Origin of the sequence: Ihuprevotella massiliensis, from assembly GCA_900095835.1 — a bacterium.
In the GTDB taxonomy this organism is placed as follows: Bacteria; Bacteroidota; Bacteroidia; order Bacteroidales; family Bacteroidaceae; genus Alloprevotella; species Alloprevotella massiliensis.
In genome coordinates this window covers 342,248-366,251 of the sequence record LT608321.1, presented here as the reverse complement: position 1 = coordinate 366,251, position 24,004 = coordinate 342,248, and the positions used below count along the sequence as shown (strand labels likewise).

The window sequence follows — 24,004 nt, the reverse complement described above, 5'->3', positions numbered from 1 at the left end:
TTTGCGAAAGGTGCATCTAAAGTAATGAAACGGAGGTGTCCAACTGATATTATATAGTAAAAGGAACGTCCTCGTATTTGCTCTTTTACAGACAAACACGAGGACGTAAGTCTTAGGTCCTTTTACGAACTAATATAATAAAGTTAGAGAGGATGTTCATCCAAGAATTGCTTAACTTCAATCGCTGCCTTGCAGCCCATTGCTGCTGCAGTGATTGCTTGACGATAGAGGGGGTCGGCTACGTCACCAGCGGCAAAGACGCCCTCAATGTTAGTGCGTGGAGTTTGACCTTCCGTCTTGAGGTAACCAACTTCGTCTGTTTCCAATTGACCCTTGAAAAGTTCCGTGTTGGGGTTGTGACCGATGGCCAAGAAGAAACCATCGATGGGGAGATCGTAAGTACGTTCGTCTGCTTCTCCCTTGCGATGTACAAGGTGAGCACCTTCCACACCATCTTCTCCGTAAAGGCCTAGTGTGTTTGTTTCGAAAAGCACTTCAATTTTTTCATTAGCAAAGACGCGGTCTTGCATGGCCTTAGAAGCACGCAAGAAAGGCTTACGAACAATGAGATATACCTTAGAAGCTAAACCAGCTAGGTAGGTGGCTTCTTCACATGCAGTGTCACCACCGCCCACGACTGCTACTACTTTCTTACGATAGAAGAAACCGTCGCAAGTGGCGCAAGCTGATACTCCGAGGCCTCTATACTTCTCTTCGTCGGGAAGTCCGAGGTATTTGGCACTTGCTCCTGTGGCAATGATTAAAGTTTGTGTCTGTACCTGGCTTTCATCATCAAAAGTCAAAGTAAAAGGTCGTTTTGATAAGTCTGCCTTTACACAGTGTTTAGTGCGAATTTCCGTACCAAAGCGGAGTGCTTGGTTCCGTAAGTCCGCCATAAGTTGATTACCATCCACTCCTTCGGGGTAACCAGGGAAATTGTCTACTTCAGTTGTTTGTGTTAGCTGTCCTCCAGGCTGAAGACCTTCGTAAATTACCGGGCTAAGTCCTGAGCGACCTGCATAAATAGCTGCTGTGTAACCGGCAGGGCCACTGCCAAGAATGAGAGTTTGAAGTTGTTCCATTGAAATATTATTTTGAGAAATTAAAGATTGTCTACTAGAGTTCTTGCTTTGTTTACACCCTTCGCTGTACTCACTACAAGCTACGGATTGAACGAATGGCCTTATTAGGCGATTATCTCAAATCAATTACTTCTACTTTAGGGAAATCCTTAGAGTTGAATCGGAAAAAAGAATCGTTCTTTTTGCCTACGTTCTGAAGCGATGTGATGTTGATTGTACTCCAACTAGACGCATTTGTGCGAATACGTACGTTTTGTGGGTTGTGGGTGCTCTTGTTGATGCTTATATATGCCTCTTTAATTGAGCTGCGGTTGTTATTAGTCGTAAGATGCACTTCATAAGCGGCACCTTTGTCGGCGAGTGTTGCATTGTAACCCTGTTTGTACAAATAAATGAAATTGATAGGGTTGATTCCTGCAATTTCAGCTGCCGTAGGTGTCGTTACGTTTACTTCGCCAGAACCTTGAGCAAGTGACCATTCAGTCTTACCATCAAACCAAATACGAGCTTGAGGAGAGGTCAATACAAACTTTTTACCTTGTACTGTGATGTTACCATTGCTATTACCCATAGCTCCGCGTGCTGTAAAATTTGCCACAACACAGCCACGGCTGAGTTGACTCGCAGTTTTGTCTAATACAGATTTAGCAGTTTGCGCTACAGCGCTAATCGCTGTAAATGCGCTAAGGAGAAGAAAAGAGTGTAGCTTCATAAGTTTGAATAGTTTCTAGAGTGTCATATGGAATTTAGTCAAATCGTTTTCCTGCAGCTTTAAGTTGGTCAAGGATTTGTTGTAGTTCTATTTCAGATTGAACATAGACTTCTCTAGGCTTTGAGCCATTCACTGGACCGACTATTCCAGCTTCTTCGAGTTGGTCCATGAGACGTCCTGCACGGTTAAAGCCGATGCTGAAAGTTCGCTGTATTTTCGAAGTCGATCCTTGTTGGGTACTAACTACGAAGCGTGCTACTTGTTCAAAAGTACTACCATCTCCCCCACCATAAGACTCGCTTCCACTGTCCGAGCTTTCTTCCACTAGAGGGAGTTCATAAGGACAAGGGTAGCCTTGCTGTTGAGCTATGAAGTCTGTTAGTGCTTCAATCTCTGGAGTATCAATGAAGGCACACTGCAAACGTGTGACGTCACTACCTGTGAGGAAGAGCATATCGCCACGTCCAATAAGATTATTTGCCCCCGTGCGGTCAAGAATTGTTTGGCTCTCAATACGTCCTGAAACTCGGAATGCCATACGAGCTGGGAAGTTTGCTTTAATCTTACCCGTGATGATGGTGGCACGAGGACTTTGGGTGGCAATCACCATATGAATGCCTACAGCACGCGCCAACTGAGCAATACGAGCAATGGGAAGTTCAATGTCTTTACCCGCTGTCATAATCAGATCACCGAACTCGTCAATGATAACTACGATATAGGGCAAGAAGTGGTGACCATTGTTAGGATTTAGACGGCGAGAAAGGAATTTCTCATTGTATTCCTTGAGGTTTTTGCAACGTGCTGCCTTAAGCAATTCGTAGCGGTCGTCCATTTCCTTTGTCAGACTCATCAGCGTCTGCACCACCTTCTTTACATCAGTGATGACCGGTTCTTCGCTATCAGGAACTTGTGCAAGGAAGTGTTTGATGATGGGGTTGTACATAGAGAACTCCACCTTTTTGGGGTCAATCATCACCAACTTCAGTTCCGCTGGATGCTTCTTGTAGAGCAGAGAAGAAATGATGGCATTCAAACCAACGGATTTACCTTGACCTGTTGCACCTGCCACCAAGAGGTGAGGCATCTTTGCCAAATCAACCATGAAAATCTCGTTGGTGATGGTCTTGCCGAGTGCAATGGGAAGTGCGTAGTAGCTCTCCTGGAATTTCTTACTTTTGAGAATACTCTCCATCGAAACGATTTGTGCCTTCTTATTAGGTACTTCAATACCAATCGTTCCCTTTCCAGGCATTGGAGCAATGATGCGAATGCCAATAGCTGCAAGGGACAAAGCAATATCTTCTTCGAGGTTCTTAATCTTAGATATACGAATACCAGGTGCGGGAGTGATTTCGTAAAGTGTAACGGTGGGACCTACAGTTGCAGAAATCTGAGTAATTTTAACTCCGAAAGTGCCGAGAACTTGAATAATGCGATTTTTATTGGCATGTTGCTCCTCCATATCAATATCAACATTCCCTGCGTCATGCTTTTCAAGGAGAGAAAGTGGAGGGAATTTGTAACGACTGAGTTCAGCTCTTGGGTCAATGGGAGGGAGGTTCTCCACTTCTGCTGCTGTTAAAGCGCGGGTCGTCTCTTCTTCTTGCGTTGCATTAACAGATAACTCTACTTCATCACCACGAGTACTTGCAACGCTAGTTTCTTTGCTTGTAGAAGTTGAGTGAAGTACATCTGTGCCTAAATCCTGTGGCAACGTGAGATGAGTATCATCTTCAGAATTATGTGCAAGTTCCGTACCAAGGTCAAGCGTTTTTGAACTATCAGGGTCTTGCAAATCAGATTCGTGTGAGTGACCTGGTTGCAAATCATCGGCTACGAGAACTTCGTCTTTCTTGTATTCATCCTCTAACTCTAATTCGATAGTATCTATGTTTGTGGTCACTTCAACTTCTAATGGCTCTGTTGATTCTTCACACTCTTCGATGGTATCTGAATCTTCTTCTAGTTGATCATCTCTTTGTGGAAGCACCCATTGTCCAAGCTTATGGATACCTTTGAAAATGGCAATAAATACTTGGGTGAACCAGTAGCCAATATAGGAAATGGTGAGTAGGACTAATACGGCTCCTGTGGCAATAGTGCCTATGTTGTCAGTGAGCCATCCTAACACAACTTTACCATGCATTCCTCCGAGCTCAAAGGATATGAGGTTTTTGAAAGACTCTGGTAAAAGATTGTCTTGAATGAAGTTGGCATCTACGCTACCTACCACCATAATGATAGATAGATGTAAATAAAGAACCCACAAACGTATGGGACAAGCCTTGCGCATAAAGATTCTCAGGGCAAGCGCCAAAAGAAAGATGGGTAACAATATGCTAAAGACACCGAACAGTTGCCCCATGATGTAGTAAGCTGTATATGCTCCAAGTCGTCCTGCGTAGTTAGCTGGGTGTGGTAGGTTTCCTGCCATTACCCCAGCTTGGTCAACACCTCCAGTGAAGATATTAGATATAATAGCAAGTAGTAGGAAAAGACTAACAATGACGAGAGACATACCTACTGCAAAGCGAATATAGTCACTATGCGAGCTAATGCCCGACATTTCTTTTAGCTCTCTTTTTAGTTCCTGCTGCTTACTCTTTGAGGGAGTCTTTTTTGAGGAGTTTTTTTGATTAGGTCTTGCTGCGTTTCTTGCCATTGAATGTTATGAGATTGTCTGAAAAGTCTCTTTTGTAGGAGCGTTTCAAGAAGAAGTGTTGATATATAATTGAGCGTCCATCCCATAAGAATGACACCCACACAGGGGACTACGAAGTCAAAGTGGATTTCGACTCGCTGCACTTGACTACCGCAAAGTTATTGTTGTGGCTCAAGATAAAACTTGATTAAGTTGCGCAATGCTCGCTCGCAGACGGCGCAGAATACAGGTACTTCGTTTGTGCGCATTCGGCAATTACGGAAACCGCGATATACTCCTTTCGACATATATCCTCCACCTTCATAAACTCCTATTTTTTGTGTATCACTATCTTGGGTGTCGTTGAGTGGTGTGGGAATTGGGCGTTTCTTAGGAAGCATGTCTTGCCATTTCGCAGAAAACTGTGCTAATGTGGTGATATTTGGCTCCCAAGGTTCTACATCAGGGTGATAATAGTTGGTGTATTGGTCGTCATAAAAATACTCGTCAGCAAGTCCGCCAAAAGAATGACCAAATTCATGTACTGTTACGGGGAGGAAATGCTCGTTGTGAGCTGCTGAAAGAGTGTAGCTATTGTATATGCCACCCCCTCCATAATTAGATGTGTTTGCTAAGATAAGGATATGCTCGTAAGGAATACCCGCAAGTACGTTGTTAAGTGTCTTGATTTTGAGCGTTGTAAGGTATCGTTTGCTATAAAAGGTATCAAAATGAGAGCCTAAAGCAGTTTGCTTCCAGTCATGATTGTGTGGGATGCTAACACCACTTTCTTTACTTGGTACAGCAACCGCCACAAAATTGAAGTAGTCTTTGTAATCGCTGAAAGGTTTGTATTTGAGTATTTCATCTGCTGCTCGTTGTGCATCAGCATAAAAAGTTGTTTGCTCTGAAGCTGTATAACCTTCAGCAACGATCGCGACATCAATACAATTTGCAGAGTCTCCGCCTTTGTGCACATATTTGTAAGGATTGGTAGGGAGACTGGGTAAAGGGCGAATAAGAATGTCGTCAATCTTGATTTGGTGTTCAAACTTACAAATGGGGTTTCTGTGCGTGTTAAAAAGTATGACCTCTACATTTGCATCTTGGCGAGGAAGAGGGAGTTGAAACACATTTTCAAACGATTTGCGCACTTGTGTAGCCTCTTCGCTTGTTTGCCATTCTTGAAATAAAGTGCTGAAAGAGGTTTTATAGATTACTTTTCCACTTTTGCTATCCTTCATAATAATCTGTCCATTACCTTCAAGTGGTAATGTCGTCAAATTGACACGGCGTCCTGCCCAGCCTTTACCTATATGGAGCTCATCCAAGGCTATTTCTTGAGAGTTATGAGTTCCAGTAAATGTATAGTCGACACGTAGAGTTGAGTCTTGGAATATATCCGAGAAATCACTACTATTACTCTTTACTGTTTGAGCATTGAGCCCGAGAACAGAGAGAAAGAAAAGAGTGGAAAATAATTTACGCATGACGACTAGAGTATTTGAGGATAAACTCCTGCGAATTTACTGATTTCCTAGGAAATGTAAGGTGCTTTTGTCGGATATTTTGTACTTTTGCTGTGGTAATACGATAGAAATAACAACTATGATTCGACTTTTAGCTGATAGCGGCTCTACAAAAACTGATTGGATGATTAAAAACATGGATACCGGGCAGCAGTGTCGCTGGCAAACTCGCGGTATAAATCCAAGTCTGATGAACGATACTCAGATTATTGAAATCTTAGTTAGTGAGGTGCGTCCTAAAATGTCGCTGTTTTTAGAGGGTGTCGCAGATTTTTCTTTGAAGAAATCGGAAAACGTAGCATCTAGATTAAAGAATTCCTCGATTTCATCGGGACATTCTTTGATTGATAGTTTGAGCTTTTATGGGTCTGGTTGTCGACCTGAGCAATGTGAACGAATGCGGCATTTATTGTCCACGTCGCTTAATGTTCAAAATGTATATGTTGCTTCAGATTTGTTGGGTGCTGCTAGAGCTTTGTGTGGAACAAATGAAGGCATAGTGTGCATTCTCGGTACTGGATCTGCAAGTGCCCTTTATGACGGCGAAGCATTTGTACAGTCAACTCCAAGTTTGGGTTACATTCTTGGTGATGAGGGGAGTGGAACATCATTAGGGAAACATCTTTTGTCTAATGTTCTAAAACGACAACTTCCCGAAAATGTATGTACTTTGTTTAGAGACGAATACCCGATATCCATTCCAGAGATAATACAACGTGTTTATCGTGAACCCAATCCTAATAGGTTTATGTCTCAGTTTACTCACTTTTTGTTTAAGCATTTGGATGAACCTAGTGTTGAAGCATTGGTTATAGAAGAATTTATTCAATTTTTCTCGCGTAACATTCTAGCTTATAATCGTCCTGAACTCGGTCTGCATTTTGTTGGTAGTGTCGCAGCGGTCTTTTCGGCACAATTGCATCAGGCGGCGTCTCAGTTCGGAATCAAAATAGAGCAAATTGCTAAGGCCCCCTTGGATCGAGAAGAAGTTTTTGAAACGATGTTTATTAGCTAGAAACTTGATAGTTAGTTTTTATTATATGTAGTCTTCATGGAAAAGTTTGATCTTCACATCTTGGGTTGTGGTAGTGCACTTCCGACCCAAAAACATTTTCCGACATCGCAAGTCGTTGATTTACGTGACAAACTCTTTATGATAGATTGTGCAGAAGGGACACAGCTGTTAGTGCGTAAACAGAAACTTAAGTTCTCAAGGCTTAATCATATCTTTATCTCTCATTTACATGGAGACCACTGTTTTGGGCTTATAGGTCTTCTCAGTACTTTTGATTTACTAGGGCGTACTTCAAAGTTGCATATCTATAGCCCTGGGGAAGATTTAGAAAAGTTGTTGCGTCCACAAATTGACTATTTTTGTCGTGGAATGGGGTACGAAGTCGTGTTTCATGCAGTACCGCATAAAGAGGCGGTAATAATTTATGAAGATCGTACATTGACAGTCGAAACTATCCCTTTGAAGCATCGAGTACCATGTTGCGGCTACTTATTTCGTGAAAAGGCACCATTACCCCATATACGTAAAGACATGATGGATTATTTGCGGATTCCTGTATATGCTATTAATTCTATTAAGGAAGGGGCTGGATGGATAGACGATGAAGGGCGCGAATGGCCTCACGAAAAGTTGGTGATTCCATCGGATAAAGCAAGAAGTTATGCCTATTGTTCAGATACAATCTATAGACCTCAGTTGGCAAAGCAACTTAAAAGTGTAGATTTATTGTATCATGAAGCTACTTTTGTTGAGGATGCTGCAAAGAGAGCCAAAGAAACCTATCATAGTACAGCTAGACAAGCTGCGTCTATTGCTTCATCTGCTGGGGTGGGACGTTTGGTTATAGGACATTTTTCTGCGCGTTATGATGACGAACAGGTATTCTTGAAAGAGGCTCAAGAGTTGTTCCCTAACACAACTCTTGCTAAAGACGGACTTAAAATCTCCATTTAGTGTAGGTAAAACAACCGCAAATATATACATCAGTTTTGATCGCAACAAGATAGACTAAGCAAATCGAGCCGTCATAGATTTCGTACTCTATGACAAGCGACCCCCAAAGTAAGCCAATCTCTTCACAACAACAATATCCCCTCGCAGTCCATTAGACCACGAGGGGATTTTTTGCGCGCATCGACCAAGGCGCGCGGTGTACAAATAAAATGATGTCACGGTCGAAATCTTGGACGATTTAGCTATTAGATACTATCAGCTGCACGACGAAGACGATTAGCGATGTCTATCAAAGCATTGCGGAGAGTTTCAGCTTCTTCAGGCGTAAACCCGTCCGGTTTCCCATTCCCATCGTGTCCATTAAGTTTGTGATAAAACCATGAAGAGCCACGTTGAAAATAAGTATTGGCGATCTCTCGCCAGCTGATAAAATCTTCTACATCATCAAAGCGTGTGCGCATATCTTGTATGCGTTGATCTTTGGGTACGAAAGTGTTCGTTGTCATTGTGATGAGGGATAGAGGTTGCTCGCCACTTTCAGAGGACAAGCAGGAGGTTTTTACTGCTGAACAATGAGGTTATCAAAGAGCTCTTGCGCATAGCGGAGGAGAGACTTTGCGCCATTCGGGTAAGCCGCTTTGTAGTGGCGGATGGCTTTGATAAGCTCAGCTTCTTCGGTGGTAAGACTCCGAGTTGTCTCGGTTCGTGGTGAGACATATTGAGATTGTTTTATTTGTATGCTGCAAAGGTAGTATATATTTGTGTACTGCGCAAATCTCCCCATGTTCTTTTGCATGAATGTTTGTCTTATCCCAAATCGGTCATCCCTTCCTTCAGTCCCACGCTAGGATCTGTGGCAAAGAGTTGAGTGATTTTCCCTATGTTTTTCACAGCATCATCCCCCAAGTCCTCACCCAGAGCCACCGTGATTTGATTCGCAGCGTCCACGAAGTCCAGCACATCCTCCTTGCTCTGGATGCCCAGTCGCCCAGCATCCGCTGCCAGGTCATTGAGCGCAGCACGAGGAGTACGCGTGTCCAAATCCTTAAAACTCTCATTCAGATCATCCACAGCATCCGCCGACAGACCAGTATATTTCACCACGCCACTCATGTGCTCCTGCATCTCCGCAAACTCATCCACATACTCACGCATCTTAGACATCGCACCAGACACAGCACCAATCACCGCATTTACTGCAGTGCCCACCACCGTCACAGCCCCCACCCATCTTTCACCCATCTTCCGAAATCGCTCGATGGGACCCTTCTCTTCCTCAAAAGTCTTTTGCTCATCATTCAGCTTTTTGAGCTCAGTCTTCGCCGCACGGATAGCATGCATATAGGCATCCCACTCCTCGCTCCCACGCTCCACTGTCCCCGAGTTCAGCGTCTTGTAGATTTCCTTGATTGTGTCGCGCAGTTGTTTCGGAGTCGCCTTGTCCAGACGATGCAGCACCATCTCCAAGGCTTCCATCCGGTTCACATTCGCTTTCAGCTCCCGCTCCTTCTCCTTCAGTTCCTTGTTGATGGCTTTCAGTTCAGCCGTGGCTTGCCTTTTCATCTCATCCGTGGCAAAGATGCTAGCGAGCGTCTGTTGAGCCTTCGCTTTTTTCTCCTGCAGATCTGCCACATGCTTGCGCAGCTCATCGAGTTGTTGCATTGCCTGCGAGCCATTCACTTGCAGCTCGAGGATAAAAGTATCTTTCTCTGTCATACAAAAAAATCGTATCTATGGTTTTGACACCAAAGATACGACTTTAGGGGAGAATAGAAAATGACAACTTTTCGCTAGGAGCTGCCCAAGGCAGCCCATGCAGCAGCTGTGCGGTGATAACTCGCTTCTAGTTCTCTTCTGTAGATAGACTTCATCCTTTCAGCGCTCCACTTCTTATAAGCCTCTTTCCTTTTCCATTCCGCTTCTCGCAGATCAAGCGTCCGCTGCAAGCGAGCATAGATGCCAGGATGATGCTTTTCAGCACGACGATAAGCCAAGTCTCTGTGACCAAATTTGACGAACTCAACCACAAACAAGACCACCCAAAAAGTCGCCCACAATGCAAAGTAGCCTAGAGCCAGAGCGAGACCCAACATCAAAAGAATAAAAATAGCCATAATCCAATGTTTTAGAGAGTCAATAATTTTGAATCATTCTCACCACAAAAATAAAAACAAAATCACATCCCGCCAAATCTTCATACAAAAATCTGCGCCACCAGTCACAAAAAACAAGTGGCGCAGAAATCTCAGTCATCAAGCATTCTCAGCCCCATCGAATCCATCATCGCCAAAGTCATCATCCTCCATATCATCATCCTCCATCAGTTCCTCAGGCAGAGCATCCTCCAGCAGACCAGCCTCACACATCTCATCGATCGCACGGCTACGCTTACGATAGCGAGCAAAGCGAGAAATCGGACTGTCGATGTTCTGCCTTAGCCCACAGAACGACTCATTAGGATTCTCTGGAAGTTCACCACAGTCCACACCGCGAGGCGTAGCCCTCACCATCCCCCTCACCTGACGTTCCGTAGGCAGCAGCAGCGTCAAGAAGTGATGCAAGTTCGGCACCGTCATCCCCTCTTCAGCACACACCTGCATGCAGTCGATCAGGTCATACGGCAATCCCTATAAGAGCATATAGACTCTGCTGTGAACTATAACTACGCGTTCTTCTAAAGATGAAATGCCATGTCTTCTCATCACTATACGTTTTTCTTGAAGACTTCGACTGGAAGGTGATGCACTCATTATTATGGAAAATGAATTATTAACCAAATACACAGGTTTGAGTGTTAAAACAGAGGGCAAGTTTTGGTCAGAATTTTGAATAAACTAGGAAGAAAAGAATGTATGCTACGTGAGCTCAAAATCATTCGCCCAACAAATCTAGCACGAATTCTCGAACTTTTCCCGATTTTGTCGGACTTTTTTTCAATTTTCTCGGATGAAATAAAAATTTCGTCGGACATAATTTGAAAAATCTCCCTTGAAATAGAACGAACGCCGTGTTGTTTTTTATGAAACAACACGGCATTTCTTCTCAAACAAGCTCAGATTACCAGAAAACGTGCACAATACCTGAAAAAGGCTCCCCAACTCTCAATTTTCAAACCCTCTGAGAATGGCATAATTCCCAGCAACTTTTTCTGACTTCGAATTTGGGCGTTAAATGAGAGGGCTGGAATTGTAAAAATAGCTATATCGCTATGGATGAAAGCGCGAAGCATGTGCGGTTACTTATTGCTCCAATCGGTAATTAGTACTTGAACGGAAATCGTTTAATTGTTAAGCAGTTTGTTTTCATTTGTTGTTGCGATATTGTGTGACGTCGGGCACAATCGAGAAAAAAAGAAGCCAACAAGAAAATGAACGTTGAGAGCAAGTTGTCTTCTCCTTAACAGGCTGCACTATGGTACAGCACCTTGAGGTGAGCGTCGCAGACAAAGATAGTCTAATGGATGTTCTGAAAATAGCAAGCAGCGTGCAAAATCAGTACAAAGGAACATGGAGTGAGCCTTGTGTCCTTAGTGATCATAGTTATATATGAAAATTATACTTTACGATGCAAAAAACGAATGTCTGTTGCGCAAAATTGGTGGATAATATGTATCTTTGCGAAGGATTTGAGGGCTGACACAGACTATCATTGTAGGATTTCTGAGTTTGTAGCCTGAAAATGCACAATATAATTGTTAATCATACAACCAAAAAGAATACCAATTATGACAGAAATTGATTGGGCGAATTTGCCTTTCGGATATATTCCTACGGACTACAATGTGCGTTGCTATTACAGAAATGGCGAATGGGGTGAAATTGAAGTGTCTTCTTCAGAAACGATCAATCTCCATATGGCTGCGACTTGCTTGCACTATGGTCAGGAATCTTTTGAAGGTCAGAAAGCTTTTCGCTGTCCTGATGGAAAAATCCGTATTTTTCGCATTGAGGACAATGCAACTCGTATGCAAAGCACTTCTCGCGGTATTCTCATGCCAGAAATGCCCACAGAGAAGTTCGTGGAAATGGTAAAAAAGGTGGTTAAGCTCAATGAACGCTTTGTTCCTCCTTATGAAAGTGGAGCAGCCTTATACATTCGTCCACTGCTTATTGGTACAGGTGCCCAGGTAGGTGTGAAACCAGCTGAAGAGTACCTCTTTATTATTTTTGTTACTCCAGTAGGGCCTTATTTCAAAGGTGGATTTGCAGCTACGAATTTCGTGATTACACGTGAGTTTGACCGAGCAGCCCCCCATGGAACAGGTACTTTCAAAGTGGGAGGAAACTATGCCGCTAGTTTGCGTGCAAGCAAATGGGCTCATGATGCTGGATACTCTGCGGAATTCTATCTAGATGCTAAAGAGAAAAAGTATATAGATGAATGTGGTGCGGCTAATTTCTTTGGTATTAAGGAAAATACCTACATCACTCCAAAGTCTTCTTCTATTCTTCCCTCCATTACTAATAAGAGTCTACAACAATTGGCTTTAGATTTAGGCTTAAAAGTTGAGGTTAGACCTATACCGGAAGAAGAACTAGCTACGTTTGAAGAGGCTGGTGCTTGTGGTACTGCTGCTGTTATTAGCCCTATCGCTCGCATCGATGACCCCGAAATGGGAAAGAGCTATGTATTTACTGAAAATGGTGAACCAGGACCTGTTTCGACTCAACTCTACACAAAGCTCCGCAATATCCAATATGGTATCGAAGCAGATACCCATGGCTGGGTAACAGTTATAGACTAATATTACCTGTTCAATCCAAAGTATTTATGAAGCAATTACTCCTTATTGCAGGTCTTGTTGTCGCTTCCTCTTTCTCTCTTGGTAGTTGCCGTAGTGAAAAAGATAAACAAAGAGACAAAGAGCTTGAAGAATTGCGCCAACTTGCAGACATGGATCGTCGCGAGATGGAAAATCAGTATCAACAGTTTGCTTTGCAATATGATGAACTGAAGAAAGGTATCAAAGATGACTCTCTCCTCAGTCAGCTAGGTCGTGAACAAGAACGAACCAAGAGTTTGCTTGAGGAACTAAAACGCGTGAAGTCTACAGATGCAGCTGAGATTAAGCGTCTCAAAAAAGAGCTTGAAACAGTGCGTGCTGTATTGAGATCATTTGTTATTCAGGTAGACTCTTTGCAGCGAGAAAATGGTCGTCTTACGAATGAACGTGATGTAGCTCGAAGTCAGTTGAATGACGCAAACACCATGATTTCATCGCTAGACCAAGAGCGAGCCAAACTTAATGATAAAGTGGCTATTGCTGCTCAACTCAATGCGTCTGGTATTAGCATTACCCCACAGAAGCGTAGTGGTAAACAAGCCAAGAAGTCTAAAGACATTGAGCGATTCATGGTCTCATTTACCATCAATCGAAATGTGACCGCCGCTACTGGTAATAGAACTATATATGTTCGTTTGATGAACCCCAATGGATCCGTCATTGGAGGTGGAAGTAGTTTCACTTATGAAAACCGTACGCTGGAAAGCTCAGCTACAAAATCTGTAGAATACACAGGCGAGGAACAACATGTATCTCTCGTTGTAGGAACTTCAAATGAGTTCCTCTCTGCTGGAAAGTATAGTGTACATGTTTTCTGCGATGGGCAAATGATTGGTTCTTCAGCTATTACATTGGAAAAATAACTCTTCTACCTAAATAAAGCATCAACAAAATGAAAATTAAAAGTTTTCTGGTGGCAACATGTGCGCTTGTTCTTTTTGCGAGCAGTGCAGTTGCACAATCTACTTCAAAGTATTCTGACCCCAGTAACTGGAAATGGGAAAAAGGTACAATTGTAACTCAAACTCCCGCCCGTGCTGCAGGACAAAAGTCTGTGCTTAACCTTGCAACTCCTCGTTTGCAAACTGTGCGTGTGGCTTTTGTTGGTCTTGGTATGCGTGGTCCAGGCGCTGTTAATCGTTTTACTCACATACCAGGAGTACAAATAGTGGCTCTCTGTGACTATGAAGCAAATCGTGCTGAAGCTTGTCAGAAATACCTTCGTGCCAAAGGACTTCCTCCTGCTGACATATACTCTGGTGAAAAGGGCTATGAGGAACTTTGCAAGCGTTCAGATGTAGATCTCGTGTACATTGCAACAGACTGGGATCACCATTTCCCCGTAGCTAAATGTGCAATGGAAAATGGCAAACATGCTGCTGTTGAAGTTCCTTCAGCTATGAACCTTGATGAATGCTGGCAGTTGGTAGATCTTTCTGAGAAGACTCAGAAACACTGCATGATTCTTGAAAACTGCTGCTATGACTACTATGAACTCAACGCCCTCAACATGGCACAAAATGGTGTGTTCGGTGAGGTGTTGCGTGCAGAAGGTGCTTACATCCACAATCTTGACGACTTCTGGGGACACTATTGGCACAACCCATCCGATTCTTTGTCAAAGAAGGTTGGCTGGCGTATGGCTTACAACAGCAAGAATCGTGGTGACGTCTATGCAACCCATGGCCTCGGTCCCGTAGCTCAATGTCTTGATATCCACCGTGGTGACCGTTTCACTGTATTAACAGCAATGGATACTAAGTCTGTGCATGGTAAGGAATACATGGAGAAAGCCACTGGAGAGCCTTGCAACGATTATCGTAATGGTGACCATACAACTACGTTGATGCGTACGGCAAATGGGAAGGTTGTAGAGATTCAACACAATGTAATGAACCCTCAGCCATACAATCGCCTCTTCAAGTTGACGGGTACTAAGGGATATGCAACTAAGTATCCACAACCTAAGTTTGCTCTTGATAGCAAGCAACTTCAAGAAAGTGGTGTTTCTCCCAAGATTGACAATCTCAGTAGTCATGGCTTCTTGCCCGATGCAGAAGCGAAGAAACTTGAAGAAAAGTATGAGCACCCCATTATCAAGAAATATGGCGAAGCTGGTAGAGAAATGGGCCATGGTGGTATGGACTTCATGATGGATGCACGTTTGGTTTATTGTCTCCAAAACGGTTTGCCTCTTGACATGGATGTTTATGACCTTGCAGAATGGAGTTGCTTGGCTGAACTCGGCACATTGTCAATGGACAATAATTGTGCAGCTGTAGCTTTCCCTGACTTTACTCGTGGTCAATGGAATGAACAAAAGGGTTATAAGCATGCTTATAATACCACTGATGAAGAAAAAGTAGACGCTATTGCAGCAGCTGCTACAACTGCTCAAAAGGAGCAGACAGCTAAGCTCAAATTGTGGAATCTTTACGATGCAATCGCCAAGGCTCCCAATGCAGATGCCAAGGCAAAAGCTCAGAAAGCATTTGCAACAGCCAAAGTGAAAGCTCTCAATGTGATGCAAGTAGCGGTGAAAAAAGCTGCAATGACTAAGTAAACCTATATCTTTTAATATAGGTCACAATCTCAAACACCAAAGTAGGATAGACATCCTTGCTTTGGTGTTTCTTTATTCTCAGGGGGGGTACTGTTACTACTAAAACTGGAGGGGGATGGCTTGATATGTGATTTGCTGTGTAACTTTAAAGGGTAGGTTGAGAGTACAAACGTCATAATTATCGTGTACGAACGACAAAGCTGAAAACACTTGCCATAAATTAACGAGAAACCCCACAAAAAACACTTGATGAAAATGGTGCTTTATTGATAAAGTTGTATCTTTGCAATATCATGAACAAAGCCAATGACATTAAAACTTTGATAGAGCAGCACGATTGGGTAGCGGCAAGAGCTGCACTTGATTCTGTTCCTGCTGATTCGATGGCTCAAAGTGAACGTCTCTTTCTCGAAGGTTTATTGGCGGCAAAACAAGCAGATTGGCATAAAGCTAAAGGATATTTCCTACAAGCAGACGAACTAGCTCCTCATGGGGAGGCGGCTGAAATGCTAAACATGATAACCGACATATACGACTTTTACTACAAAGACAATTTAAATCCTTAAAAACTCTACTGATATGGCCAAAATGAGAGGTGCTGTCGTCATCGACACCGAACGATGTAAAGGCTGCAATCTCTGCGTAGTGGCTTGTCCCACGCAGACATTGGCTCTCTGCAAAACAGCCGTGAACCATCGTGGATACGCATACTGCGAAGATATCAATGCAGAAGCTTGCATTGGTTGCACTGCATGTGCCACTGTTTGCCCAGATGGTTGCATCGTCGTTTACCGATTGCGCGAGTCGTAATCTCTGTATTCTTCCTACACAGTTCTATTTGATAAACTGTAGTAAGGTTCCTGTCGAAGTAATTAACCAATGAGTATTTCATAAGATTCCTTTGCTGGAATCTGAATTTGTAATGAGATCTCCTATGTGAGCCTCGTCTCAAATAATTATTTCGATTATTTCCTCAATTTCTTTTGATAATCTCCTTATGGAAAAAGAGATATTACTTCTAAAAGGCAATGAAGCCCTTGCTTATGCAGCTGTACGCTGTGGCTGCGATGCGTATTTTGGCTACCCAATCACTCCACAGAGTGAGGTGCTTGAAACCTTTGCAGAACTTCAGCCCTGGAAGACGACCGGTATGGTTGTGCTTCAAGCAGAAAGTGAAGTGGCTAGCATCAATATGCTCTATGGTGCTGGTGGTTGCGGAAAGAAAGTGATGACTTCATCTGCAAGTGTCGGTATTGCTTTGATGCAAGAGGGCATTAGTTATATGGCTGGTGCAGAAGTGCCCTGCCTCATCGTTAATGTTCAGCGTGGTGGCCCTGGTTTGGGAACTATTCAACCTTCTCAAAGTGACTACAATCAAGCTACTCGCGGTGGCGGTAATGGTGACTACGAACTCATTGTCCTTGCGCCCAACAGTGTGCAGGAGATGGCAGATTTCGTAGACCTAGGTTTTGAACTCGCGTTCCGCTATCGCACTCCAGTAATCATGTTGGCCGATGGTGTCATCGGACAAATGATGGAAAAAGTGGAATTGCAACCTCAGAAAGAACGTTTGTCGGATGAAGAGATTGTAAAACGCTACCCTTGGGCTACAACAGGTTGCAAAAACCGCAAGCCTAACGTGATTACCTCCGTGGAGCTCGTTCCAGAAATCATGGAGAAACACAATCTTCACTTGCAAGCTAAGTATCGCGAAATTGAAGAAAAGGAAGTGCGCTACGAACTCACCGGTAGTGAAAATCCCGTTTTAGGCATTGTAGCCTTTGGATCTGCTGCGCGAATCTCTCAAAAAGTGGTAGATTTGGCAAAGGCTGAAGGCATTGAGGTGCAATTGTTGCGTCCCATCACGTTGTGGCCATTCCCTAAGAAGCAAATCTTGGAGATGGCTGACAAGGTCAAAGGCATTTTGACCGTGGAAATCAATGCAGGACAAATGGTTTTTGATGTGCGCTACACCGTAGAAGGACGCGTTCCCGTAGAACATTACGGTCGTCTCGGCGGGATTGTGCCAAGTCCTAGTGAGATTTTGGACAAACTCAAAACAATGTTATGAATACAACTTCTCGACAAACGCAAAGTGACGAACAACGAGAGAAGAAACGTCAGCGCAGAATTTTAATCATACGCAACTGGTTAAACAGCATTTTCATTGCTTTAGCTTTGGTATCTATCGTTGGAGTGCTGTACTTCAAATCTGGAGAGCGCGGACTACTGATTAGTTATGGCATTGCAGTTGTTGCTGTTCTCATCAAAATGGTGGAAGCGATGTTTCGAATGCCAGGAATCTTCAACAAGTTATAACCATGACGAAAGAAGAAATTATAAAGCAGGGTACTCAAGTCTATAAGACTTCCTCACTGCTCAACGACAATACAATGCACTACTGCCCAGGGTGCTCCCATGGTGTAATCAATAAACTCATCGCTGAGGTTATTGAGGAAATGGGTATGGGAGAGAAGGCTGTGGGCGTTAGCCCAGTAGGTTGTGGTGTATTCATCTATAAATACATAGACATCGATTTTCAAGAAGCTGCTCACGGACGTGCTGCTGCTGTGGCTACGGCTATCAAGAGAGTGATGCCAAATCATTTGGTTTTCACTTACCAAGGTGATGGTGATGCTGCTGGTATAGGCACCAATGAAACGATTCATAGTCTCAATCGTGGAGAAGGTATTGTTATCGTGTTTATCAATAATGCCATTTATGGTATGACTGGTGGACAAATGGCACCTACAACACTTATGGGGCAAATGACTTCAACAAGTCCTTATGGTCGCGAGGCTGCGCTTCATGGCTATCCCCTCAAATTGGCAGAAATAGCAGCAATGTTAGAAGGCACAGCTTATGTGACCCGTCAAAGTGTAGAGTCAATGGCTTCCATTGGTAAAGCCAAACGCGCACTTCGCAAAGCCTTTGAACTTTCCATGCAACAGAAAGGTTCTTGCCTGGTAGAGTTCGTATCCACTTGCAACATGGGATGGAAGATGGCTCCTACAGCTGCCAATGAATGGATGAAAGAAAATATGTTTACATATTATCCTAAGGGAGACCTTAAAGATATTACCAAGAATGCTTAAGCCTAAAGAACCATGACACAAGAAATTATTATTGCTGGATTTGGTGGACAGGGCGTTCTTTCTATGGGCAAAATTCTCGCCTACGCTGCTTTGATGGAAGGTAAAGAAGTTAGTTGGATGCCTGCCTATGGTCCTGAACAGCGTGGAGGAACGGCTAATGTCACCGTAATCATTAGTGATGAAAGCATCTCATCCCCCATTCTATCAAACTATGACACTGCAATCCTTTTGAATCAGCCCTCCATTGACAAATTTCAACCCAAGGTTAAGCTCGGAGGAACCTTGATTTTTGACGGATTTGGTGTGATGCAACCGCCTACTCGTGAAGATATCAACGTGTATTCTGTAGCTGCTATGAACGCAGCAACTGATATGAAGTTGGCTAAGTGCTTCAACATGTTCATCTTGGGTAGTTATTTGAAAGTACACCCCATAGTAAAAGTGGAAAGTGTGATGAAGGCGCTCCGCAAAACACTTCCAGAACGTCACCATCATCTTTTGCCTGCCAACGAGCAAGCCATTCTTAAAGGAATGGAACTGGTGAGTATTTAAGTCACATTACAGTAGTATTGGATAGTATCTATTACTTTTCAGTCTTGTTTTGTGAGTGTGGTAGTGCACCAATGATAGCATAATTTGAAAACCCTTTTATATAGAATATTATGGCTAGTCGCAAGAAACTTAAAAAGTCGATCAATAATATTTGTAGTGACCTCATGCTTGTTTATGCAGTGGTGTTGCAAGATCAGCCACAAGCTAGCGAGAGTCTCCAACAAGTCGGCGCTGATATTTTGGCCCTCAATGTGGAGTTTGTGAAGCGTATCAACCACACAGAACCTGGTAGTGTGCGTTTGTTCTATACTAAGTTGCGCGAAGAATTCTCTGAGAAGGTGCGCAATATCTATGGCTTGCTTAGTCAAGCCTAAGATAAGTTTTTGTAACTCTGGCCGTGTGTCATCAGCTTTTTAGCGCAAATGAAGACACACGGCCAAAGTCGTGCTTAAACATTTCATTGATATGATGCAATCAATAGCTCAATTTATCTTATTTCGTTGCATGGGCTGGAAGGTAGAAGTTACCGTTCCATCACGCGATAAGTGTATTCTCTCTGTTGCTCCCCACACGAGCAACTGGGATTTCCTTTTGGGTGAGACTTTTAGTCAAGCAATTGGTCGAAAGGCAGGATTCCTAATGAAAAAGGAATGGTTCTTTTGGCCACTAGGTAGCGTCTTCCGATCATTAGGAGGTATTCCTGTGGTGAGAAGTCGCCATCAATCTCTCACCGACCAGTTAGCAGAGATAGCCAAGCGCGAGAGTTATTTTAATTTGGCAGTAACGCCAGAGGGAACACGCTCCCGAGTTACCACATGGAAACGTGGTTTCTACTATATTGCGTTGAAAGCCAATATCCCTATTCAGCTTTTTGCTATCGATGCGAAGCACAAACGCATTGTTTGCACGGAAGAAATTTTCCCATCTGGTGATGTCGATGCTGACATGAAACGCATTATGGATTACTATCGCCCGTATGCGGATTGCGCTTTTCATCCCGAGAAATTTGCACTTGACGAAGCCTAGAACTAGATTTCACCAGAGGTCTTGTCATAAAACTTTGAACTGAGTAGAGGTAAGACCGTTTAATTTGTTATCACCCATAGTTAGATTATTAGCCAATATATTGCGAATGAAATTATTTGAACGCTGTGTATTCCTCTCATTGATCTGTAGAGTTCTTTTGTGGATGTCTACACCAATTGCTTGTGCAAAGAGACAAAAACAGCTAATCATCGTAATACCCCTATTATGTCTGCTTGTTTTCTGTGTTCCACAAATAGTTAAAGCTCAGATTCCAGTGGACATTTCTAGCAAGGAGGATGTAGCTTCTTCTTTGGCGGTTCGCAAAGCGCCTCTTGTATGGGAGAACATTGAGTATATTGGTAAACCTTGGGTGCAGCCTATCTCTCGCATCTATACCCCGACCGCAGGCTTGAATGGACGTCATCTTTTTGTGTGGCCTAGTCATGGAAGATATTTCAATGCAGAACGTTGGGCATGGCAACGTCCCATACTTTTTTGTACTACGGAGGATTTGCTTACTCCCAGTTTTGTCTTTCCGTATCTCATTCCGATGTTGGAGAATGCAGGAGCGATTGTATTTACCCCTCGTGAACGAGATTCTCAAACCTATATGGCAGTGATCGACAACGATCAACCTAGTCGCGATGGAAACTACATAGAAGAAAATGCTCCAGGTGAGTTCTGGCAAACTGCAAATGCAAAAGGGTTTTCCATGCCTCTTACCACACTCAATAATGGGATTCAACCATTTACTACGGGGTCTGTAAGAACTATTCCTACGACTCAAGGGAAAAATGTGAGCCGAGTGTCTTGGGCACCCAAAATTTCAACAGCCGGCTCCTATGCGGTCTATGTGAGTTATGCATCACTTCCGCATGCAGTAAGTGATGCACACTATACCGTATATCATGCAAGTCAGAAAACAGATTTTCGTGTCAATCAACAAATGGGAGGGGGAACATGGGTTTATCTAGGAACGTTTTATTTTGAGGCCGGAAAACCTCAGCAAAATTATGTTACCCTCAGTAATTTCAGCAAGGAACACGGAGTCATCAGTGCTGATGTCGTACGATTCGGGGGAGGTATGGCAATGACAGAACGTAGCCTGCCCCAAGTATCGTATGCTGCTGACAGTACTCGCATTTACACCTATCCGAAAGGACCAACCAGTCGTCTTCCTCGCCAATTAGAAGGGGCAAGATACTATGCGCAATGGTCAGGACTACCAGATAGCCTTTATAGTAGTAATCCAGAAGGAAGCGACTATAACGACGATATCCGTGTACGTCCTCTCATGCTCAATTATCTTAATGGTGGCTCTATTTACAATCCAGATACACTTGGTGCGCGAGTACCATTTGAACTCTCTTTTGCACTCCACACCGATGCTGGTTTTTTGAAAAATGGTGGCATTTACGGATCTCTAGGTATTTATACAAGTAAAGGAGATAAAGGAGAATATGAATTTCGCTCAGGTGTTTCGAGAGGGGCTTCTCAAGGGCTCGCAGAACAAGTTTTGACTTCTGTTACTTCTGATTTGTCTCAAGTCTTCGATCTTGACTGGAGACAACGAGATTTAATCGACAAAAATTATGGAGAAACACGGCTTCCACAAGTACCCTCCATGATTCTAGAGCTACTCGCGCATCAGAACTTTACGGATATGAAATATGCGCACGATCCCAACTTTAAGTTTGTAGCTTCTCGCGCTATGTATAAAGCGATGTTGCGATATGTAGCCCAGATGCATGGACAAAATAACGTCGTTATCCAACCACTTCCAGTGAATTCCTTCTCTGCAACTTTGGTTAAAGGGAAAAATGAAGTACGCTTATCGTGGAAGCCAACAAAGGATAGCCTAGAAATTACGGCTGTTCCTACTGACTACATTGTTTTCACTCGAGAAGTAGGCAAGGATTTTGACAGTGGACAATTAACCCATGGAAAAACCTCCTTGACACTTCCCGTAGAGCAAGGGTGCCACTACGAGTTCAGGGTTTCAGCACTTAATGCTGGGGGAGAGAGCTTTCCTTCTGAATTAATGAGCATCTATTGTTCAAAAGGACATCGCGAAGGAAACACACCTGAAGTATTGATGGTCAATGGCTTTTATCGTTTGAGTGGTCCAGCGCGAATTGAGAATGACGATAGTCTAGGCTTCGACTTAGTGGAAGACATAGGAGTTCCCTATGATTACACTACGGCATTGACAGGAAAGCAAACGAATTTTTCCCGAAATGCAATGGGACGTGATGGTATCCAGAGCTTAGGATATGGAACTTCTGAATTAGTGGGCAAAGTAATCGCTGGCAATCGTTTTGATGGCATCCAGATCCATACAAATGCCCTCGCAACTGCTGTTCCGAATGTTTCTGTTTCTTCTATAAGTCGTGAAGCCTTTGTCAATCTTTCTGCTGAGCAACTGAACCGATATAAACTTGTTGCTTATATTTGTGGACAAGAGCGAGAGGCCGATCATAATTTGCTTGCATATAAATCCTTGCCTCGAGATGTGAGAGCGCAGTTAGAACGCTATACTCAGCAGGGCGGAAATGTGTTCCTAAGCGGTAGCTACTGGGGAAGTGATATGCGTTCTCTCGAAGAACAGCAATTCTTACAAAATACTTTCGCTGTTCGCGTTCCAGGGCGAGTGGCAAACGACACTCTTGAGGGAGTGTGGGGAATGAATGCACCTATGGCTCTCTATAATCAACCCAATGCGCAACATTATTTTGTGCAGCATACAGATGTCGTAGAGCCCACTCAGCCATCTGCTTTCTCTGCTTTTTCTTATGGCCAAGGTGGTTATAGTGCTGCTGTCGCCAATAATTCTGGAAAGTATCGTAGTTTAGCGCTGGGTTTTCCTTTTGAATGTATAAAAGATGATACTTTACGACGTCATGTCATGAAAGGCGTATTCAAATTTCTCCTTCCTCAATATTAAATTCTTGAAATATCCTCTATTACAACAAGAAATTGTATCTTTGCTTCTATGATTGACCAGTTTCCTTCGCTGCTCCTAGAAAAGGCTGTAGGTGAGATGTCTAAACTTCCCGCTGTGGGACGTAAAACAGCTTTGAGACTTGTATTGCACTTGTTACGCAAGGACGCGTCACAAACCCATGCTTTGGCGCAAGCTCTTCTTGACTTACGCAATGATGTTAAGTACTGCCGCCATTGTCATAATATAAGTGATACGGATGAATGTGAGATTTGCACTCATCCTCATAGAGATCATTCCACGATTTGTGTCGTAGAAAATGTACAGAACGTAATGGCAATAGAAGCTACTGGACAATATCGTGGCGTCTATCACGTTTTAGGTGGAGTGATTAGTCCAATGGATGGGGTAGGACCTGGTGACTTACACATCAACTCTCTCTTAGAGCGTGTTCAATCTGGTGAGGTGAAAGAGGTTATCTTCGCATTGAATCCTACCATGGAAGGCGATACAACAAATTTCTATATTTCAAGAAAGTTACAGAATATACCTTTTGAAGACTCCCCAGTAAGAATGAGTGTTCTAGCACGTGGCATTGGTGTGGGCGATGATTTGGAATATGCCGACGAAGTCACGTTAGGCCGTTCCATTATTGACAGAGTCTCACTCAAACAATAAAGCTATAGTTCCTTTATGAAGTTCAGAACCCAAGTTTATCTCCTTTATATGGTTGCACTAATAGTAGCAGCCCTGCTTTACTTTATACTTGATGGTACAAACGATATCGTGGGTAACAACAAGAATGTTCTATATGCAGTAAACCTCTTCTCAGTTGTTGTACCTGCGGTTTGTTTATTCTTCTCATATAGTTGGGATAACCTAACCATCAACAAGAAGCGTCTAGCCCAGCGTAAAGGTGACGACAGAGAAAAGCTCCGCAGACGTCATGTGTTTATCAAAATCGCATTTTTTGTCTGTTCCCTTTGGATTTGCACGTTATGCTATGTTTTAGCAAGTTCTGCACAAAATACGAAATATGGAGTCGTAGTAGCCTTATTGCATGGCATACTTGTATTTCCTAAATTCACTTCACTTCAAGACTAATCTA

25 protein-coding genes are annotated in these 24,004 nt (G+C 43.2%); 16 read left to right on the top strand and 9 right to left on the bottom strand.

Annotated features, from left to right (window positions below):
• Positions 1-143: 143 nt before the first annotated feature.
• The 4 genes from trxB to BQ2633_RS01635 form a co-directional block, all read right to left on the bottom strand.
• Complete coding sequence (gene trxB / locus BQ2633_RS01650) at positions 144-1,082, bottom strand: thioredoxin-disulfide reductase (RefSeq protein WP_075564731.1); 939 nt, start codon at positions 1,080-1,082, stop codon at positions 144-146.
• 112 nt (positions 1,083-1,194) lie between these two features.
• Positions 1,195-1,794 carry an outer membrane lipoprotein periplasmic chaperone LolA1 gene (lolA1, locus tag BQ2633_RS01645; protein WP_075564730.1) on the bottom strand — a complete coding sequence of 200 codons (600 nt, stop codon included), beginning with the start codon at positions 1,792-1,794 and terminating at the stop codon, positions 1,195-1,197.
• 34 nt (positions 1,795-1,828) lie between these two features.
• Positions 1,829-4,315 (bottom strand): FtsK/SpoIIIE family DNA translocase, encoded by a 2,487-nt coding sequence (locus BQ2633_RS01640; protein WP_346047950.1) that lies wholly within the window; start codon positions 4,313-4,315, stop codon positions 1,829-1,831.
• A 302-nt stretch (positions 4,316-4,617) separates the two neighbouring features.
• Positions 4,618-5,928 (bottom strand): M64 family metallopeptidase, encoded by a 1,311-nt coding sequence (locus BQ2633_RS01635; RefSeq protein WP_075564728.1) that lies wholly within the window; start codon positions 5,926-5,928, stop codon positions 4,618-4,620.
• A 118-nt stretch (positions 5,929-6,046) separates the two neighbouring features.
• On the opposite strand from BQ2633_RS01635, the gene BQ2633_RS01630 reads away from it, so the two are divergent.
• Both BQ2633_RS01630 and BQ2633_RS01625 read left to right on the top strand, forming a co-directional pair.
• Complete coding sequence (locus BQ2633_RS01630; protein WP_083233894.1) at positions 6,047-6,982, top strand: hypothetical protein; 936 nt, start codon at positions 6,047-6,049, stop codon at positions 6,980-6,982.
• A gap of 36 nt (positions 6,983-7,018) precedes the next feature.
• On the top strand, positions 7,019-7,936 hold the full coding sequence (locus BQ2633_RS01625; protein WP_075564727.1) for a ribonuclease Z: 918 nt from the start codon (positions 7,019-7,021) through the stop codon (positions 7,934-7,936).
• A gap of 245 nt (positions 7,937-8,181) precedes the next feature.
• Here BQ2633_RS01625 and BQ2633_RS01620 read toward each other — a convergent pair whose 3' ends face one another.
• The 5 genes from BQ2633_RS01620 to BQ2633_RS01600 all read right to left on the bottom strand — a co-directional run bounded on the left by BQ2633_RS01620 (position 8,182) and on the right by BQ2633_RS01600 (position 10,560).
• Entirely contained in the window at positions 8,182-8,442 is a 261-nt protein-coding gene (locus tag BQ2633_RS01620; protein ID WP_075564726.1) for a DUF5053 domain-containing protein, read from the bottom strand.
• Positions 8,443-8,495: 53 nt separating this feature from the next.
• Positions 8,496-8,732 carry a hypothetical protein gene (locus BQ2633_RS01615; protein WP_075564725.1) on the bottom strand — a complete coding sequence of 79 codons (237 nt, stop codon included), beginning with the start codon at positions 8,730-8,732 and terminating at the stop codon, positions 8,496-8,498.
• An 11-nt stretch (positions 8,733-8,743) separates the two neighbouring features.
• Entirely contained in the window at positions 8,744-9,652 is a 909-nt protein-coding gene (locus BQ2633_RS01610; protein WP_075564724.1) for a hypothetical protein, read from the bottom strand.
• A gap of 74 nt (positions 9,653-9,726) precedes the next feature.
• On the bottom strand, positions 9,727-10,050 hold the full coding sequence (locus tag BQ2633_RS01605) for a hypothetical protein (protein ID WP_075564723.1): 324 nt from the start codon (positions 10,048-10,050) through the stop codon (positions 9,727-9,729).
• A 138-nt stretch (positions 10,051-10,188) separates the two neighbouring features.
• Positions 10,189-10,560, bottom strand: a complete 372-nt coding sequence (locus tag BQ2633_RS01600; RefSeq protein ID WP_141700106.1) for a hypothetical protein — start codon at positions 10,558-10,560, stop codon at positions 10,189-10,191.
• A gap of 1,100 nt (positions 10,561-11,660) precedes the next feature.
• Here BQ2633_RS01600 and BQ2633_RS01595 point away from each other — a divergent pair.
• The 14 genes from BQ2633_RS01595 (at position 11,661) to BQ2633_RS01530 (ending at position 24,000) form a co-directional block, all read left to right on the top strand.
• Positions 11,661-12,680: a branched-chain amino acid aminotransferase gene (locus BQ2633_RS01595; protein WP_075564721.1), complete on the top strand. Its 1,020-nt coding sequence runs from the start codon at positions 11,661-11,663 to the stop codon at positions 12,678-12,680.
• A 26-nt stretch (positions 12,681-12,706) separates the two neighbouring features.
• Positions 12,707-13,582: a hypothetical protein gene (locus BQ2633_RS01590; protein ID WP_075564720.1), complete on the top strand. Its 876-nt coding sequence runs from the start codon at positions 12,707-12,709 to the stop codon at positions 13,580-13,582.
• Between the two features lie 29 nt (positions 13,583-13,611).
• Positions 13,612-15,282 carry a Gfo/Idh/MocA family protein gene (locus tag BQ2633_RS01585; protein WP_075564719.1) on the top strand — a complete coding sequence of 557 codons (1,671 nt, stop codon included), beginning with the start codon at positions 13,612-13,614 and terminating at the stop codon, positions 15,280-15,282.
• Positions 15,283-15,575: 293 nt separating this feature from the next.
• Positions 15,576-15,848 carry a hypothetical protein gene (locus BQ2633_RS01580; RefSeq protein ID WP_075564718.1) on the top strand — a complete coding sequence of 91 codons (273 nt, stop codon included), beginning with the start codon at positions 15,576-15,578 and terminating at the stop codon, positions 15,846-15,848.
• Positions 15,849-15,861: 13 nt separating this feature from the next.
• The gene (locus BQ2633_RS01575; protein ID WP_075564717.1) at positions 15,862-16,092 is read left to right on the top strand and encodes a 4Fe-4S binding protein; all 231 of its coding nucleotides are present in this window, start codon (positions 15,862-15,864) and stop codon (positions 16,090-16,092) included.
• 187 nt (positions 16,093-16,279) lie between these two features.
• Positions 16,280-17,353 (top strand): 3-methyl-2-oxobutanoate dehydrogenase subunit VorB, encoded by a 1,074-nt coding sequence (locus BQ2633_RS01570; protein ID WP_075564716.1) that lies wholly within the window; start codon positions 16,280-16,282, stop codon positions 17,351-17,353.
• Positions 17,350-17,601, top strand: coding sequence for a hypothetical protein (locus BQ2633_RS01565; protein ID WP_075564715.1), 252 nt, complete (start codon positions 17,350-17,352; stop codon positions 17,599-17,601). The genes BQ2633_RS01570 and BQ2633_RS01565 overlap by 4 nt, the downstream gene beginning before the upstream one ends.
• 2 nt (positions 17,602-17,603) lie before the next feature.
• Positions 17,604-18,377 carry a thiamine pyrophosphate-dependent enzyme gene (locus BQ2633_RS01560; protein ID WP_075564714.1) on the top strand — a complete coding sequence of 258 codons (774 nt, stop codon included), beginning with the start codon at positions 17,604-17,606 and terminating at the stop codon, positions 18,375-18,377.
• A gap of 12 nt (positions 18,378-18,389) precedes the next feature.
• A complete protein-coding gene (locus tag BQ2633_RS01555) occupies positions 18,390-18,929 on the top strand; it encodes a 2-oxoacid:ferredoxin oxidoreductase subunit gamma family protein (protein WP_075564713.1) in 540 nt (179 codons plus the stop codon).
• 110 nt (positions 18,930-19,039) lie between these two features.
• Complete coding sequence (locus BQ2633_RS01550; protein WP_075564712.1) at positions 19,040-19,303, top strand: hypothetical protein; 264 nt, start codon at positions 19,040-19,042, stop codon at positions 19,301-19,303.
• A gap of 91 nt (positions 19,304-19,394) precedes the next feature.
• A complete protein-coding gene (locus tag BQ2633_RS01545) occupies positions 19,395-19,955 on the top strand; it encodes a 1-acyl-sn-glycerol-3-phosphate acyltransferase (RefSeq protein WP_075564711.1) in 561 nt (186 codons plus the stop codon).
• A 106-nt stretch (positions 19,956-20,061) separates the two neighbouring features.
• Positions 20,062-22,899: a golvesin C-terminal-like domain-containing protein gene (locus BQ2633_RS01540; protein WP_141700105.1), complete on the top strand. Its 2,838-nt coding sequence runs from the start codon at positions 20,062-20,064 to the stop codon at positions 22,897-22,899.
• Between the two features lie 48 nt (positions 22,900-22,947).
• Entirely contained in the window at positions 22,948-23,574 is a 627-nt protein-coding gene (gene recR, locus BQ2633_RS01535; protein ID WP_075564709.1) for a recombination mediator RecR, read from the top strand.
• 15 nt (positions 23,575-23,589) lie between these two features.
• A complete protein-coding gene (locus tag BQ2633_RS01530; protein ID WP_075564708.1) occupies positions 23,590-24,000 on the top strand; it encodes a hypothetical protein in 411 nt (136 codons plus the stop codon).
• Positions 24,001-24,004 lie beyond the last annotated feature (4 nt).